This is a genomic window from Desulfuromonas versatilis (assembly GCF_019704135.1).
Lineage (GTDB): Bacteria > Desulfobacterota > Desulfuromonadia > Desulfuromonadales > NIT-T3 > Desulfuromonas_A > Desulfuromonas_A versatilis.
In genome coordinates, this window is the sequence record NZ_AP024355.1 from 4,328,280 (window position 1) to 4,344,324 (window position 16,045).

12 protein-coding genes are annotated in these 16,045 nt (G+C 67.3%); 11 read left to right on the forward strand and 1 reads right to left on the reverse strand.

All coding sequences use genetic code 11. The features are described from left to right. Positions 1-19: 19 nt before the first annotated feature. The 3 genes from DESUT3_RS19425 (at position 20) to DESUT3_RS19435 (ending at position 2,933) form a co-directional block, all read left to right on the forward strand. Entirely contained in the window at positions 20-868 is an 849-nt protein-coding gene (locus tag DESUT3_RS19425) for an XdhC family protein (RefSeq protein WP_221250147.1), read from the forward strand. Further along, positions 783-1,403: a nucleotidyltransferase family protein gene (locus tag DESUT3_RS19430; protein ID WP_221250148.1), complete on the forward strand. Its 621-nt coding sequence runs from the start codon at positions 783-785 to the stop codon at positions 1,401-1,403. Before DESUT3_RS19425 ends, DESUT3_RS19430 begins: the two co-directional genes overlap by 86 nt. A gap of 69 nt (positions 1,404-1,472) precedes the next feature. Continuing rightward, entirely contained in the window at positions 1,473-2,933 is a 1,461-nt protein-coding gene (locus DESUT3_RS19435) for a lipase maturation factor family protein (RefSeq protein WP_221250149.1), read from the forward strand. A 129-nt stretch (positions 2,934-3,062) separates the two neighbouring features. Here DESUT3_RS19435 and DESUT3_RS19440 read toward each other — a convergent pair whose 3' ends face one another. Further along, positions 3,063-4,493 (reverse strand): phytoene desaturase family protein, encoded by a 1,431-nt coding sequence (locus tag DESUT3_RS19440; protein ID WP_221250150.1) that lies wholly within the window; start codon positions 4,491-4,493, stop codon positions 3,063-3,065. Between the two features lie 184 nt (positions 4,494-4,677). On the opposite strand from DESUT3_RS19440, the gene acnA reads away from it, so the two are divergent. The 8 genes from acnA (at position 4,678) to DESUT3_RS19480 (ending at position 15,980) form a co-directional block, all read left to right on the forward strand. Continuing rightward, the gene (gene acnA / locus DESUT3_RS19445; RefSeq protein WP_221250151.1) at positions 4,678-7,344 is read left to right on the forward strand and encodes an aconitate hydratase AcnA; all 2,667 of its coding nucleotides are present in this window, start codon (positions 4,678-4,680) and stop codon (positions 7,342-7,344) included. Positions 7,345-7,462: 118 nt separating this feature from the next. Beyond that, on the forward strand, positions 7,463-7,675 hold the full coding sequence (locus DESUT3_RS19450; protein WP_221250152.1) for a hypothetical protein: 213 nt from the start codon (positions 7,463-7,465) through the stop codon (positions 7,673-7,675). 71 nt (positions 7,676-7,746) lie between these two features. After that, on the forward strand, positions 7,747-7,917 hold the full coding sequence (locus DESUT3_RS19455; RefSeq protein WP_221250153.1) for a hypothetical protein: 171 nt from the start codon (positions 7,747-7,749) through the stop codon (positions 7,915-7,917). A 510-nt stretch (positions 7,918-8,427) separates the two neighbouring features. Continuing rightward, positions 8,428-9,642, forward strand: coding sequence for a hypothetical protein (locus tag DESUT3_RS19460; protein ID WP_221250154.1), 1,215 nt, complete (start codon positions 8,428-8,430; stop codon positions 9,640-9,642). 15 nt (positions 9,643-9,657) lie between these two features. Then, entirely contained in the window at positions 9,658-10,476 is an 819-nt protein-coding gene (locus DESUT3_RS19465; RefSeq protein ID WP_221250155.1) for a cytochrome C, read from the forward strand. Between the two features lie 82 nt (positions 10,477-10,558). Then, positions 10,559-12,811, forward strand: a complete 2,253-nt coding sequence (locus DESUT3_RS19470) for a hypothetical protein (RefSeq protein ID WP_221250156.1) — start codon at positions 10,559-10,561, stop codon at positions 12,809-12,811. 555 nt (positions 12,812-13,366) lie between these two features. Beyond that, complete coding sequence (locus tag DESUT3_RS19475; protein WP_221250157.1) at positions 13,367-14,185, forward strand: cytochrome C; 819 nt, start codon at positions 13,367-13,369, stop codon at positions 14,183-14,185. 40 nt (positions 14,186-14,225) lie between these two features. Next, on the forward strand, positions 14,226-15,980 hold the full coding sequence (locus DESUT3_RS19480) for a cytochrome c family protein (RefSeq protein ID WP_221250158.1): 1,755 nt from the start codon (positions 14,226-14,228) through the stop codon (positions 15,978-15,980). The last annotated feature ends 65 nt before the right edge of the window (positions 15,981-16,045 follow it).

Consider the following 16,045-nt stretch of genomic DNA (forward strand, 5'->3'; position numbering starts at 1 on the left):
TCTTTTAGGAGTCATAGCAATGGACGATCTGCAGATTTTCGAGGAAATCATCCGCCTGAAAAAGGCGCGCCAGGCGGCGGCCCTCGCCCTGGTGGTGCAGAGCGAGGGGTCGGCGCCGCGCCGGGCTGGGGCCAAGATGCTGGTGACCGCCGAGGGCGCCGTGCTCGGCACCGTGGGGGGCGGCAGGATCGAGGCGGAGACCCTCGCCGCCGCCCGGGAAGTGCTGCAGAGCGGTTCCCCGCGCACCCTCCCCTTCTCCCTGACCGAAGAGCAGGGGATGGTCTGCGGCGGCCGGGTGCTGGTCTACATCGAGCCGCTGCGCCTGCCGCCCCACCTGGTGACGGTGGGCGCCGGGCATGTCGGCCAGAGCCTCAGCCGCGCCGCCCGCCAGGCCGGGTTCCAGGCCACCCTGGTCGACCCCTATCCCCAGGGCTCGGCCTACCGCAATCTCGGCTTCGACTCCGCCGACCTGGTCTGCCCGGCCGGCGAGGTCTTTCAGCGGGTGCCGGTGGACGGCGAGACCTACATCCTGGTCGCCACCCGCAACCACCAGGACGATTTCGCGGTGGTGCGCGACGCCCTGGGAACCCCGGCCCGCTACATCGGCCTGCTGGGCAGCCGCAAGAAAAAGGCCGCCCTGCGCAGCTTCCTGGAGGAGCAGGGGCTGCCCGCCGAAGCCTTCGGCCGCATCGTCACCCCCGTCGGGCTGGAGATCGGCGCCGAAACCCCGGAGGAGATCGCGGTGAGCGTGGTCGCCCAGCTCGTGCAATGGAGAAGAAATCATGCCGCAACCGGTTTCGGCGATCCTGCTGGCCGCGGGGCGCTCGCAGCGGATGGGCCGCTGCAAGCCGCTGCTGCCGCTCGGTGAGCGCAGCGTCATCGAGCGCTGTCTGGAATCCCTGCACGGCTCGGGCCTCGAGGAGATCGTCGTGGTCCTCGGCCACGCCGCCGAGCAAATAACCCAAGCCCTGGCCGGACAGCCCGTCACCGTCACCCTGGTGCGCAACCCCGATCCGGACAGCGACATGGCGGGTTCGGTACGCTGCGGGCTCGGCGCCCTGGACCCGGCGGCGCAGGGCGTGCTGGTCTGCCTGACCGACCACCCCCTGGTGCGCCCGGCGACGGTCAGCCGGCTGCTCGCTTTTCACCGGGCCCATCCCGGGTTCATCTCCATCCCCACCTGCGCGGGGAAAAAGGGGCACCCGACCCTGTTTCCCCGCCAGATCCTCGAGGAGCTGGCCCAGGCCCCCACCCTGCGCCACCTGGTGCGCCGCGACCCGCAGCGGGTCCGCACCCTCGAGGTGGACGATGCCGGGGTGGTGCTCGATATGGACACGCCGGAGGATTACCGCCGGGCCCTGGAGATCTGGGCGCAGCAGGCGACACTCCCCCCTGTCCCCTGAGACGGGCCGCCCGGCGGCTGGGCTGCTGCTCCAGCCACCGGCCACAAGCGCCAAGCGAGGCGTTTTTCCATGGAAAGCAGCGCTGAATACTGGCTGACCCGCTGGCTGCTGCAGCGGGGGCTGGGGGCCATCTACCTGAGCGCCTTTCTGGTGGCGGCAAACCAGTTCCGCCCCCTGCTCGGCGAACGCGGCCTGCTCCCGGCGCCGCGCTACCTGCGCGGGCTGCGCTTCCGCGATGCGCCCAGCCTCTTCCACTGGATGGCCAGCGACCGCGCCTTCGCGGCCTGCGCCTGGGCGGGGGTGGGGCTCTCCCTGCTGGCGGTCAGCGGCTTTTCCGAGAGCTTCGGCACCCCATTCTCGATGACGGTCTGGGCGCTGCTCTGGCTGCTCTATCTCTCCTTCGTCAACGTCGGCCAGACCTTTTACGGCTTCGGCTGGGAATCGCTGCTGCTGGAGAGCGGGTTTCTGGCGATCTTTCTCGGCGCCGCCGGCACCGAGCCCCCGGAGGCGCTCATCTGGCTGTACCGCTGGGTGCTGTTCCGGGTCATGTTCGGAGCCGGGCTGATCAAACTGCGCGGCGACGCCTGCTGGCGCGACCTGAGCTGCCTCGACTACCATTTCGAAACCCAGCCCATGCCCAACCCGCTGAGCTGGCACTTTCACCACCTGCCGTCCTGGGTACACCGGGCGGGGGTGCTGTTCAACCACCTGGTGGAGGTGATCGTCCCCTTCGCCTACTTCGCCCCCCAGCCCTTCGCCGCCGGCGCCGGGGTCCTCACCATCCTCTTCCAGGGGGCGCTGATCGTCAGCGGCAACTTCTCCTGGCTCAACCACCTGACCCTGGTGCTGGCCTTCAGCACCTTCAGCGACGCCCAGCTCGGCCTGCTGCTCCCCCTCCAGGCACCGGCGCTCTCGCCCCCGGCGCCGCCCCACCTCGTCCTGGTGTGGATGGTGGTGGCCCTGGTGGCCGCGCTCAGCTACCGGCCGGCGCGCAACCTGCTCGCCAAGCACCAGCTGATGAACACCAGCTACGAACCCTGGCACCTGGTGAACTCCTACGGGGCCTTCGGCAGCATCACCCGGCCGCGCTACGAGATCGTTTTCGAGGGGACCGACGCGCCCATCCCCGACGAAACGGCCCCCTGGCGCCCCTACGAGTTTCGCGGCAAGCCCGGCGACCCGCGCCGCCTGCCGCCCCAGTTCGCCCCCTACCACCTGCGGCTCGACTGGCTGATGTGGTTCGCCGCCATGCCCTCGCGCCAGTTTGAATATCCGCGCTGGCTGATCATGCTGGTGGCCCGGCTGCTGCAGGGGGACGCCGCCACCCTCGCCCTGCTGCGGGCCAACCCCTTCCCCGAGGCCCCGCCCCGCTTCCTGCGCGCCCGTTACTACCTCTACCGTTTCACCACCCGCGCCGAGCGGCGCCAGAGCGGCTGCTGGTGGCGGCGGGAGCTGGTGGGGGAATTTCTGCCGCCGCTCTCCCTGGAGGATCGGGGCTTCCGGGAGGTTTTGCGCAGGCTGGGGGAATGAGGATTCCGGCAGACCTCCTGGTCCCTTTCCGGCCCCGTCGCCAATCGTTTCATCCGTAGGGGCAGACCTGCGTGTCTGCCCCGGGCGAACACGCAGGTTCGCCCCTACCAAGGGGGCATCCGACTGGATTTACTTCAGGTATTCAAGCGCAGCCCGGGCGGCGTGGTAGCCGCACATGCCGTGCACCCCGCCGCCGGGAGGGGTGGAGGAGGAGCAGAGAAACACTCCGGGGATGGCGGTGGCGTAGGGGTTCCACTGCAGCAGCGGGCGGCCGAGGATCTGCCCCAGGTCCTGGACCCCGCCGTTGATGTCGCCGCCGATGCAGTTGGGGTTGTACTCCTGGTAGGCGGCGGCGCTGCGGGTACTGCGCGCCAGGATCAGCTCGCCGAAGCCCGGAGCGAAGCGTTCCACCTGGGCCTCGATGGCCGCCGTCATGTCCACGGTCGAGCCGTTGGGGACGTGGCAGTAGGCCCAGCCGGTGTGCCGGCCCGCCGGGGCCCGGGATGGATCGAAGAGGCTCGGCTGGGCCAGCAGCACGAAGGGCCTCTGCGGGTGGCGCCCCTGCCACACCTCGGCCTCGGCGGCGGCGATCTCCTCCAGGGTGCCGCCCAGGTGCACGGTGGCCGCGCGGGCGCATGCGGCGGCCCGCCAGGGGATCGGCCCGGCGAGGGCCCAGTCGACCTTGAACACCCCGGGGCCGTAGCGATAGCGCTCCAGGCGCCGCCGGTAGAGCCCGCCGAGCCGCTCCCCGGCCAGGGCCAGCAGCTGCCGGGGGGTGACGTCGAGCAGCACCGCCCGCGACCGGGGGAGCTGGTCGAGGGAGGCCACCGGCAGGGAGGTTTCGATCCGCCCCCCCAGATCGCGCAGGTGCGCGGCGAGCGCCTCGGAAACCCGGCCGGCGCCGCCGCGGGGCAGCGGCCAGCCCACCGCGTGGCCGAGCAGCCCCAGCACCAGGCCGACCGCCGCCGAGGCGGCCTGCTCGAGGGGCAAAAAGGAGTGGGCGGCCAGCCCGGCGAGCAGCGCCGGGGCGGCCCGGCCGCGAAACCGCCGGCGGGCCAGGCTGCGCAGCGAGAGCAGGGCGTCGCCGGCGAAGCGGGCCAGCAGCAGCGGGTGGCGGGGGATGCGCGGCGGCGCCAGGAGGTCCTCCAGCAGCGGCTGCCAGGACGCCACCAGCGGCTCCATCAGCCGGAGGTAGGCCTCGGCGTCCTCGCCGAGCAGTCTGGCGGTCTTTGCCAGGGAGCGCTCCAGCAGCACCACCTCGCCGTCCTCGAAGGGGTGGGCCAGGGGGGCGGGGGGCTGGATCCACTGCAGACCCAGCTCGGCGAGGGGCAGAGAGGCGAAAAAGGGCGAGCCCGCCCCCACCGGGTAGATGGCCGAGCAGACGTCGTGGAGGAAACCGGGCAGGGTCAGCGGCGCCGAGCGCGCGCCGCCGCCGATCTGCGCCTGCCCCTCGAGCAGGGTCACCGACTTCCCGGCGCGCGCCAGTTCGATGGCGGCGGCCAGGCCGTTGGGGCCTGCCCCCACCACGAAGGCATCGGCTGGTGCTAGCTCAACAGGCATCGACGGGCTCTCCGCTTGGCGCTGGCGCTCACTCTACAATCATTAACAGAATACCGCCGCCGCGCAAATCCGCCACGTTCGAGGTGACCGCCGCCAGGGGAGACTGGCATCGGCCGCCATATCGACTATACTTGTCTTCTGGATCTGCATCCAAACATTCCAGCTACTTCCAGGAGGACCGATCATGAGCATTCCGGGAAAAGATTCCCTGAAAACCCGCCGCTCGCTGCAGGCCGGGGGAACATCCTACGACTATTTCAGTCTCGCCGCCGCGCAGGAAAAACTCGGGGACCTGAGCCGACTCCCCTTTACCCTGAAGATCCTGCTGGAGAACCTGCTGCGATTCGAGGACGGCCAGGTGGTCACGGTGGAGGACATTTCCGCCCTGGGCGAATGGCTGCAGAGCCGCAGCTCGGAGCGGGAGATCGCCTACCGCCCGGCGCGGGTGCTGATGCAGGATTTCACCGGGGTGCCGGCGGTGGTCGATCTGGCTTCCATGCGCGACGCGGTGGCCCGCACCGGCGGCGACCCCGAGCGGGTCAACCCGCTGATCCCGGTGGACCTGGTCATCGACCACTCGGTGCAGGTCGACCGCTACGCCAGCCCCGAGGCCTTCGCCGCCAACGTCGAGCTGGAGATGGAGCGCAACCGCGAGCGCTACGCCTTTTTGCGCTGGGGGCAGACCGCCTTCGGCAACTTCCGGGTGGTGCCGCCGGGCACCGGCATCTGCCACCAGGTCAACCTGGAGTACCTGGCCCGCTCGGTCTGGAGCGAGCAGGTCGACGGCAAGCACCTCGCCTACCCCGACACCCTGGTCGGCACCGACAGCCACACCACCATGATCAACGGCCTGGGGGTGCTCGGCTGGGGGGTGGGGGGGATCGAGGCCGAGGCCGCCATGCTCGGCCAGCCGATCTCCATGCTGATCCCCGAGGTCATCGGCTTTCGCCTGAAGGGGAAGCTGCGCGAGGGGGTCACCGCCACCGACCTGGTGCTGACGGTCACCGAGATGCTGCGCAAAAAAGGGGTGGTCGGCAAGTTCGTCGAGTTCTGCGGTCCGGGCCTCGACCACCTGCCCCTGGCCGACCGGGCCACCATCGCCAACATGGCCCCCGAGTACGGCGCCACCTGCGGCTTTTTCCCCATCGACCGCGAAACCATCGCCTACCTGCAGCTCAGCGGCCGCGACCCACAGGTCACGGCGCTGGTGGAGGCCTACGCCAGGGAGCAGGGGATGTGGCGCGAGGCCGGCACCCCCGAGCCGCTCTTCACCGACCTGCTCGAACTCAACCTGGCCGCCGTTGAGCCGAGCCTGGCCGGCCCCCGGCGCCCCCAGGACCGGGTGACCCTGCCCGGGCTGCCCAAGGCGCTGGAGACGGTCCTTCCCGAAGATGCCTCCCGGCAGGTGCCCGTCACCGGCACCGACTATTCCCTGGGGCACGGCGCGGTGGTCATCGCCGCCATCACCTCCTGCACCAACACCTCCAACCCGGCGGTCATGCTGGCGGCCGGGCTGGTGGCGAAAAAGGCCCTGGAAAAGGGGCTCGCCCGCAAGCCCTGGGTGAAAAGCTCGCTGGCGCCGGGCTCCAAGGTGGTCACCGACTATCTGGTCAAGGCCGGCCTGCAGGAGCCCCTCGACGCCCTCGGCTTCAACCTGGTCGGCTACGGCTGCACCACCTGCATCGGCAACTCCGGCCCCCTCGACGAGCCCATCGCCACGGCGGTGCGCGAGGGCGACCTGACCGTCTCGGCTGTCTTGTCGGGCAACCGCAACTTCGAGGGGCGCATCCACCCCCAGGTCAAGGCCAGCTGGCTCGCCTCGCCGCCGCTGGTGGTCGCCTTCGCCCTGGCCGGCACCACCCGCATCGACCTGAGCAGCACACCCCTGGGCAACGACCGCGACGGCCGGCCGGTCTACCTGAAGGACATCTGGCCAGACAGCGCGGAGATCGCCCGGCTGACCGCCCAGGTTTCGGCGGAAATGTTCCGCAAGGAGTACGCCGAGGTCTTCAGCGGCGACGACACCTGGCAGCAGCTGCCGGTGCCGGAGGGCAAGACCTACGCCTGGGACGCGGCCTCCACCTACGTCAAGGCGCCCCCCTTCTTCGATGAGCTCAGGCAAGCCCCGGACGGCCTGGAAGGGTTCGAGGGGGCCCGCGTCCTGGCACTGCTCGGCGACTCGATCACCACCGACCACATCTCGCCCGCCGGCAGCATCCGCCCCGACAGCCCCGCCGGCAAATACCTGCAGGAGAAGGGGATCGGCCCGGCCGATTTCAACTCCTACGGCTCGCGCCGCGGCAACCACGAGGTGATGATGCGCGGCACCTTCGCCAACATCCGCCTGAAAAACGAGATGGCCGACCGCGAGGGGGGCTTCACCCGGCTGCTTCCCGAAGGCAACCAGATGTCGATCTACGACGCGGCGATGGCCTACCAGGCCCAGGGGACGCCGCTGGTGGTGATCGCCGGCAAGGAATACGGCACCGGTTCGAGTCGCGACTGGGCCGCCAAGGGGACCCTGCTGCTCGGGGTGCGGGCGGTGCTCGCCGAGAGCTTCGAGCGCATCCACCGCTCCAACCTGGTCGGCATGGGCGTCCTGCCGCTGCAGTTTCTCCCCGGCCAGAGCCGCAGGAGCCTCGCCCTCGACGGCAGCGAAACCTTCCAGCTTTATGCCCGGAAAGCCCCACTGAAACCGGGGCAGACCCTCAAGATGGCCTTCGTCCGCGAGGACGGCAGCCGCCAGGAGCTGGAAGTGCGCTGCCGGCTCGACACCCTCAACGAGGTGGCCTACTTCCGTTCGGGAGGCATCCTCCACCACGTGCTGCAGGGGATGCTGGGCAGCCGCTGAAACACCGCTCCGACCCGGCAAAAGGGGGGCCTGGCGGCACGACCGCCGGTCCCCTTTTGGCTTTTTTGGCGTATAATTGTAATACCCTCAGGGTGGCGCTGACGAAAAGGAGCAAGGTATGGATCGCAAGGAATTCGCAAGATGCTGCCAGGCTATCGAGGACGGCGTCGAGGTCTATCTTGAGAACATCGCCAGCCACGAAACCGGCAAGGTCCTGTTCTGCACCACGGACCAGTTCCGCGTCGAAGTGGCCGGGCAACGCCAGGCCTGGCAACCGGAGAGCTGCGAAGAGAGCTCCAGCAGCACCGAAAGCCCCCACGGCAACCTATGAGCCGATGACCGGGGGCGGGACCGCCAATCACAGGTTCGCCGCAACCGCGGTGCCGAACAGGAGGCAAAATCATGATCCAACTCAACATCAACGCCGAAGAACGCCAGATCCTTCTCGAGGTGCTCAGTGCGGACATCTCCGACCTGCGCATGGAGATCTCCGGAACCGACGCTCTCGATTACCGCGAGGCCCTGAAAAAACGCAAGGCGGCGCTGAAGAAGGTGGTTTCGGCGCTCCAGTAACCCCGTGAGCCCCCCGGAAACAGGCGACGTAAAGCATCCCCTCCCCCCTGAGCGGGAAAGGGGCTGATGCGTCCCGGGCGACATAGGGAGGGGCGGCTTGCTGCCTCCTGTTCCCCAACCCCCACCGTTGCGCTCTTTAGCGCACCCTGCCTGCCGAAGCTGGCAGTCCAAGCCTCGGGAGATCATTCCCGAGCCCCCCTGTCAGATTTCTGACCCACCTACCCATCCCCTACTGTCAAGTTTTCGACTCGGCCATAAAACCGGGGAGATCTGCTTCATTTGGCGGACCTCTTCCGCCAGGTGGTGGTGGCGGTGTGTTTCAGGCGCCCAAACCACCGTCTTTTCCTCTATTAATAATTTTTATCCCAATCTGGTACCAAAGTTGCTAGTTCTTACGGACGCTTTGACTTTCAAGGCGAAATCCGGCAGGAGAGGCACCTGCCGGCGAATCGACCCTCACATTTTTTGACCCCCAGTGGGATCCCAAGGGAGCAGTAAAAAGGAGGCAGCATGAAGATTTGTCGGACATTGAAGCTTGGCCTGGCCATCGGCCTGCTGGGCGCCCTGATGGCGGGCAGCGCCTGGGCGGCCTCGGTTTCGGGGCGGGCCAGCACGGTTCTCGAGTGGTTCGATGACGCCCAGGAGGACACCGCCCTGGTCGGCTACCAGTACCTGCAGCTCAACGTCAAGGACCTCGGCGCCGAGGGCTACCATTTCCGCGGCTACGGACGCCTGGCCGACGACCTGGCCGACGAGGTCGACGCGGACAGCCGGCTCTACTACGCCTACATCGAGAAGAAAAACCTCTTCAAGAGCCTCGACGCCAAATTCGGCCGCCAGTTCATCTCCACCTCGGCCGGCGCCTCGCTGATGGACGGTCTGCACCTGGACTACCATGACCTGGGCCCGCTGGGGATCAAGCTGTTCGGCGGCGGCGACGTGAGCTACTACGAGGGCTACAACGCCAAGGACCTGATCGCCGGCACCGAGGTTTACGGCCGCTTTTTTGACAGCCTCGACCTGGGCGTCTCCTACCTGCAGCGCTGGGAAGACAGCGAGCTGGCCAACGAGCTGATCGGCCTGGACGTGGACTACACCTACGCCAACGTGATCAGCCTCTACAGCGAGACCCAGTTCGACTACCTCAGCGACAGCGTCAGCTACTTCCTGGCCGGCGCCCGCTACTTCAGAAACCCCAAGTGGTCGCTGCGCACCGAGTACCTCTACTCGCTGCCGGTGTTCTCCTCGACCTCGATCTACTCGGTGTTCGCCGTGGACGAGTACCAGGAAGTCAGCGCCGAGCTCGGCTACAGCCTGGCTCCGGGGCTGCGTACCTTCGCCCTGTACACCCGCGAGATCTACCAGGACTTCGACGACGCCAACGTCTACGAGGCCGGCATCGAGAAGATCCGCACCGAGCGTTTCTCCGGTTACCTGATCGGCACCCTGCGCGACGCCGGCGACAGCCAGGACCTCTACGGCTTCAAGGCATACGCTTCCTACCTGTTCTGCCCCTCCTTCCAGGCCGGCCTCGGTGCCCACGTCGACGTGATCGAGCGGCGCCTCGAGGAGCAGGACGACGAAACCACCAGCAGCCGGCTGTGGGTTGACGCCACCACCTACCTGAGCAAGAAGCTCAACGTCCAGGCCAAGGTGGAACGCGTGGAGAGCGACCTGTGGGACGATTACTACCGCGGCCGGGTTCGCCTGAACATTCTCTTTTGATCAAGGAGTTGCGATATGAATAGGATTCTGCTTGCCGCGCTGGCGGCCGTCGCGATGCTGGGAGCCGGGCCCGCCCTGGCGGCCCAGTTCGACCACGCCACGCACAACACCTACCTCGACCCGGTCGACTGCGCCACCTGCCACGTGGCCGGTGCGCCCAGCATCAGCCCGGACCAGAAAGTCTGCCTGGAATGCCACGAGCAGGGCTTCGTCGACGAGGTCAGCTTTCCCGGCCTGAAGACCCACGGGGTCACCTGGCCGCTGACCCACCGCCCCTTCGCCAAGGGCAACACCTATGACTGCGCGGCCTGCCATCAGCAGTCCGACTGCCTGGAGTGCCACAAGTCGGGCTTCGCCGACGAGCAGGGCTCCTTTTCCAACAGCATGCTCAACGTGCACCGCAGCGACTTCCACGTCACCCATCCGCTGGCGGCGCGCACCGAACCGCAGCTGTGCTCGAGCTGCCACGAGCCGAGCTTCTGCAGCGACTGTCACGACAACTTCAACCGCAACGACCTGGCCCTGGCCTCGCATCGTCGCGGCTTCACCGACGGCACCCTGGACGGCGCCCACGCCGGGTTCGACGACAGCCAGTGCCAGACCTGCCACCCCAACTCGGTGCTGCCCACCCACCAGTGGTCGGGCCAGCACGCCCGCGAGGCGCGCAAGAACCTGGCCACCTGCCAGAGCTGCCACCCCGAGGGGGATATCTGTCTCAAATGTCACAGCGCCCGCAGCGGGTTGATGGTCAACCCCCACCCGGGCGACTGGGATGACTTCAAAGGCCGGCTGGATCGTGCCAGCGGCGGCAAAACCTGTCGGAGGTGCCACTAAGGAGCTGCTGCGGTCAAACGACGGACCGCACGGGGCTCCGGCATACACGCCCAATGAGTAACCACCAAAGAAGGAGGCAAGAATGAAAAAGTCAACCCTAACCCTGCTGGCCCTGGCCGCGGCTCTGAGCTTTACGCTTTGGGGCTGCGGTAGCAACCGGGGCTCCGATTCCTCGTCCACCCCAGCGACCGTAGCCATCGAAGATGCGGGAACCACCGGGAACTGTACCCTCTGCCACACGCTTGACGTTCACACCCAGATCAGCGGAATCGCCGGCCAGAATCCCGACCTTACCAACGGATTCGGCTCCCGGGTCACCCATGACTGCGAAGCCTGCCACGGCGGCGGGCAGTTCCACCATGGCGAAGGCCCCATCCCCTTCCCCGCTCCGAACGCCGAGCGCTGCGGTGAGTGTCACACGCAGACCAACCTCATTCTGGCTTCCAAGCACAATGCCGAGAATCCCGAAAACGTCGAGATGCTTGCCGACGGCCATGACACCCGCTACTGCCAGCGCTGTCACACCGCCGAAGGCTCCATCGCCTTCAAGTCCGTGGTCGGCGACAAGGCCACCGTCACCGCTGCCATCGTAGCCAACGGCGACCCCGTGGGCCCCGGCCAGGTGGAAGCTCTGGCCAACGTGGATGGCCAGGGCAACCCGGTTCTCCACGCCCCGGTCTGCGGCGCCTGCCACAACGCCCTGACCAAGCAGATGGTGACCGTCGATCCCGCCTGGGACCCCAACCAGAACGGCGTCTCCGACCAGTTCGACCTCTGCACCAGCTGCCACAACTACCAGCTCAACGACGGCACCATGTTCGGCTCCGGCTCGGTTGACAGCGGTACCGCCCAGTTCTATCACGATACCGCTTGGTACCGCACCCTGCCGACCACCCACTACGACGACCCCAACACCCCTGCCGGCCAGGGTAACGAAGACCTGGCCGCCGTCCCGCCGGTCATCAACCAGATCGAAGGTTACGTCATTCGCATGAACTCGGCGAATCCCTGCTTCGACTGCCACGGCCACGAGCTCAAGACCAACACCCGTCCGCGGGCCGAAGGCGATGAGCGCGGCGCCCCGACCATCCACACCCAGTGGGCCAGCTCGGGCCACGCCGCCAAAGTCTTCGTCCAGAAGCGGGCCGCTGCCGCATCCTTCGATCCGGATACGGACGGCGACGGCATCCTGCACCCCGAGAACGCCCCCCGCAGCGCCGAGGTGGTCGACGCGGTCATGGCGGCCTACGGCTCCGACGGGTCGTCCAACGGCGGCTTCACCCACTATGACTGGGATGCCCAGAATCGCCAGTCCTGCCAGATGTGCCACACCGCAACCGGCTTCGTGAACTACGTCGCCGACCCGGCAGGCTACGATGCCGCGGACAACGACTTCTCCCATCTCTCCGGATGGAGCGTCGACGCCGCTACCGGCACCGTGACCCCCTCGCCGCAGAACGAACTGCTCTACTGCTGGGGCTGCCACACCAGCGCCGAGTCCGGCGCGCTGCGCGTCCAGGGTGCCGTCACCGCCTCCTACACCGTTGGCGGCGAAGCGGTGGTCTTCCCCGACTCCGGCAGCTCCAACACCTGTATCGTCTGCCACAGCGGCCGCGGCAACAACGAGACCGTCTCCACCAGCAGCCGCTTCGCCGGCCACCACGCGCCCGCCGCTGCCACCCTGTTCAGCGAGCTCACCCATGTGGGCGCCGAGTTCCCGGGCCTGAGCTACGCCAACAAGCCCTACTTCGCCCACGACAGCATCAGCGTCGACGGCGCCGGCCCTTGCGCCAGCTGCCACATGAGCGGCGACATGCCCAACCACGAATTCGCCGTGGTTGAAAAGAACGACAGCGGCGTCATCACCGGCATCGTCGCCGATGTCTGCGTCAGCTGCCACGACGGCGAACACGCCCTGTTCGTCGCCCAGGGTCAGGTCGGCCAGACCCTCGACATCTGGAACGGCACCGCCGCGGTACCCACCGTGGTTACCCAGCAGATGGCCGATGATGCCGCCGCGGTTCTCGAGGAAGAGGCCGAGGAGTACCAGGAAGCCGGCCAGCTGCTGGTCGACCTGCTGGCCAACACCGTTGCCAACTACGCCGGCGTCGCCATCGACAACAGCAGCGTGGTGGAGAACGACCTGCGTGCCTTCCAGAACTCCAAGCTGCATGTCGACGAAAAAGGCGGCTTCGCCCATAACCGCTACTACGTCAAGCGTCTGATCTTCGACTCCATCGACTACCTCGAAGACGGCAGCCTGGACGGGACCATCGCCGACTACACCGCGACCTACCCCGGCGCCGCCAACTGGCTGGGCGCAACCCGTCCGTAATCATCAACCTCAACCTGCAACAGCCCCCGCTCCGGCGGGGGCTCGGTTCAGAAAAGGCCGCCCCCATCGGGCGGCCTTTTTTTGTCCGGAATACGGATTTTTTCAATTTCCGTGTTTTCACGGCCCGCCGAGGGGTCTGCCAAACGTTGCTGACTCCCGAATAAAACACAATGGTTTAAAAGACTTACCTGCGACTGCCCAGCCCTGCGAATTTCCCAATTGACAACGGCCACGTTTTCCATTATCTAGCGTTTACCGATAAAGCTCATCACTCTGTACCGACCATCTGCCCACGCAGTCCCCCAGCCCGATTCCCTACCTCACCCATAAACTTCTAATCTTTTCCCCTCTTGGTCGCAGTTGTCAAGAAAGCGACACCGCGAAAAAACGGCGCCCAGGTGTTTTTTTGACGTACCCCCCCGGAGTTTAGGCATTTTTCGGTCTTTTTCCCGCCCAGAAATCCAGGTTTTTCCACTCTTCGCCTCCCCACCAAAGTTGGTATCTTATTTGCTACGATGGCCTCAGCCTAATTAACTGTCGGGGACGGGTTCGTCTATGAAGAAAAATCTGCTTGCCGCGCTGGCGGCCGTCGCGATGCTGGGAGCCGGGCCCGCCCTGGCGGCCCAGTTCGACCACGCCACGCACAACACCTACCTCGACCCGGTCGACTGCGCCACCTGCCACGTGGCCGGTGCGCCCAGCATCAGCCCGGACCAGAAAGTCTGCCTGGAATGCCACGAGCAGGGCTTCGTCGACGAGGTCAGCTTTCCCGGCCTGAAGACCCACGGGGTCACCTGGCCGCTGACCCACCGCCCCTTCGCCAAGGGCAACACCTATGACTGCGCGGCCTGCCATCAGCAGTCCGACTGCCTGGAGTGCCACAAGTCGGGTTTCGCCGACGAGCAGGGCTCCTTTTCCAACAGCATGCTCAACGTGCACCGCAGCGACTTCCACGTCACCCATCCGCTGGCGGCGCGCACCGAACCGCAGCTGTGCTCGAGCTGCCACGAGCCGAGCTTCTGCAGCGACTGTCACGACAACTTCAACCGCAACGACCTGGCCCTGGCCTCGCATCGTCGCGGCTTCACCGACGGCACCCTGGACGGCGCCCACGCCGGGTTCGACGACAGCCAGTGCCAGACCTGCCACCCCAACTCGGTGCTGCCCACCCACCAGTGGTCGGGCCAGCACGCCCGCGAGGCGCGCAAGAACCTGGCCACCTGCCAGAGCTGCCACCCCGAGGGGGATATCTGTCTCAAATGTCACAGCGCCCGCAGCGGGTTGATGGTCAACCCCCACCCGGGTGACTGGGATGAGTTCAAGGGCCGGCTGGATCGCGCCAGCGGCGGCAAAACCTGTCGGAAGTGTCACTGACCGACTCTCCAGCGCACAACCACACCTGAAGGAGGCAACAATGAAAAAATCAACCTTGACCCTGCTGGCCCTGGCCACCGCCCTGAGCCTCTCGCTCTCGGGCTGCGGCAGCAACCGGGGCTCCGGGGGCGATCAGACCGCTCAGGCCGGCGGCGACGGCATCACCGGCGCCCAGACCCTCGGCATCGAAAACTGTGCGACCTGCCACAACCAGGGCACCAGCGTGACCGCCGACTGGATGGCCAGCCGCCACGCCAACGGCAACGCCGTGCCCGACACCGACAACCCCACCTGCACCGTCTGCCACGATCAGCTCAGCGACGGCCTGCAGATGAGCCTCGCCTTCGCCGGGCAGGCCGAGCGCGGCGTGGTCGGCTGCGAGTCCTGCCACGGCGGCGGCCAACTCCATCGGGGCATCGGCCCCCTGCCCTTCCCGGTTCCGGGTCCCGAGCAGTGCGGCCAGTGCCACGGCGTCGACCAGGCACTGTTCCACGGCACCCGCGCCGAGCGGCTGATCAACGACACCCACTTCGACAACCCGGCCACCGCCGACATCGAGGGCTTCGTGGTGAAGACCGCCGAGCAGCAGGGCTGTCAGGTCTGCCATTTCAACGGCCACAACCCGACCCTGGAGATCAATGACGCCTGGGCCCGCTCGGCCCATGGCGGTCACCTGCTGAGCATCAAGGACGCCGCCGCCACGGTGGACGAGCGCCTCGCCGCGGCGGTCACCGACGCCGACGCCCCGGGCTGGGTCCACTACAACTGGGACCAGACCACCGGCACCGGCAACCGCGCCTCCTGTCAGCGCTGCCACACCGCCACCGGCATCGCCAACTACCTGACCGACCCGGCAGGCTATGACCCGGCCAACAACGACTTCTCGCACCTGGCCGACTGGACCCCCGGCACCGGTTCGCCCCAGAACGAGATGCTCTACTGCTGGGGTTGCCACGCCGACAGCAAGGGCTCGCTGCGCGACCCCGGCGCCATCACCGCCGACTACACCGGCGCCAGCTTCACCTACCCCGACGTTGCCGAGTCCAACGTCTGCATGGCCTGCCACACCGGCCGTGAAAGCGGCGGCAGCATCGCCGCCCGGGCCGCCAACCCGGCGACCGACTGGAGCAACCTCAGCTTCATCAACTCGCACTACCTGACCGCCGGCGGCACCATTTTCTCCGCCAGCGGCTACCACTACGCCGGCCGCGAATACCAGACCCCCTCCAACCTGCATGCCGGCATCGGCACCGCCGGTTCGGCAGGCACCTCGGCTGACGACAACGGCCCCTGCGTCAAGTGCCACATGAGCAGCGCCGGAGCCGGGCAGAGCCACAGCTTCGCCGTGGTCACCAAGGATGCTGCCGACCTGGTGACGGCCATCAACCCCGACTTCTGCAACGCCTGCCACGTCGGGGCCCTGGCCCTGGCCGCCGGCGACCTGAACAGCCTGCGTGACGGTTTCGATGCCGCCCTCGATGCTCTCGAGGCCCAGCTGGCCGCCAAGGGGTTTGTCTTCCAGCCCAACCACCCCTACTTCGCGACCAAGAACTGGGGCGACGCCGCCACCGGTCCCAACAACATGGGCGCGGCCTTCAACTTCAACCTGCTGGCTCACGATCCGGGCGCCTATGCCCACAACGTGCGCTACGCCGACCGGCTGATCTGGGACTCCATCGACTGGCTGGACGACAACCTGCTTAACAACTCTACGGTCGCGGCGATCAATGCTCTCGGCCTGCCCGTGGCAACCCGTGATGCCGCGGTGGCCTGGATCGGACTGAGCCGCCCGTAAACGTAAACTTCGGATCGGCGATCTCATTGGGAGATCGCCGATCCCCAGCCCACGCAGTTGCATGC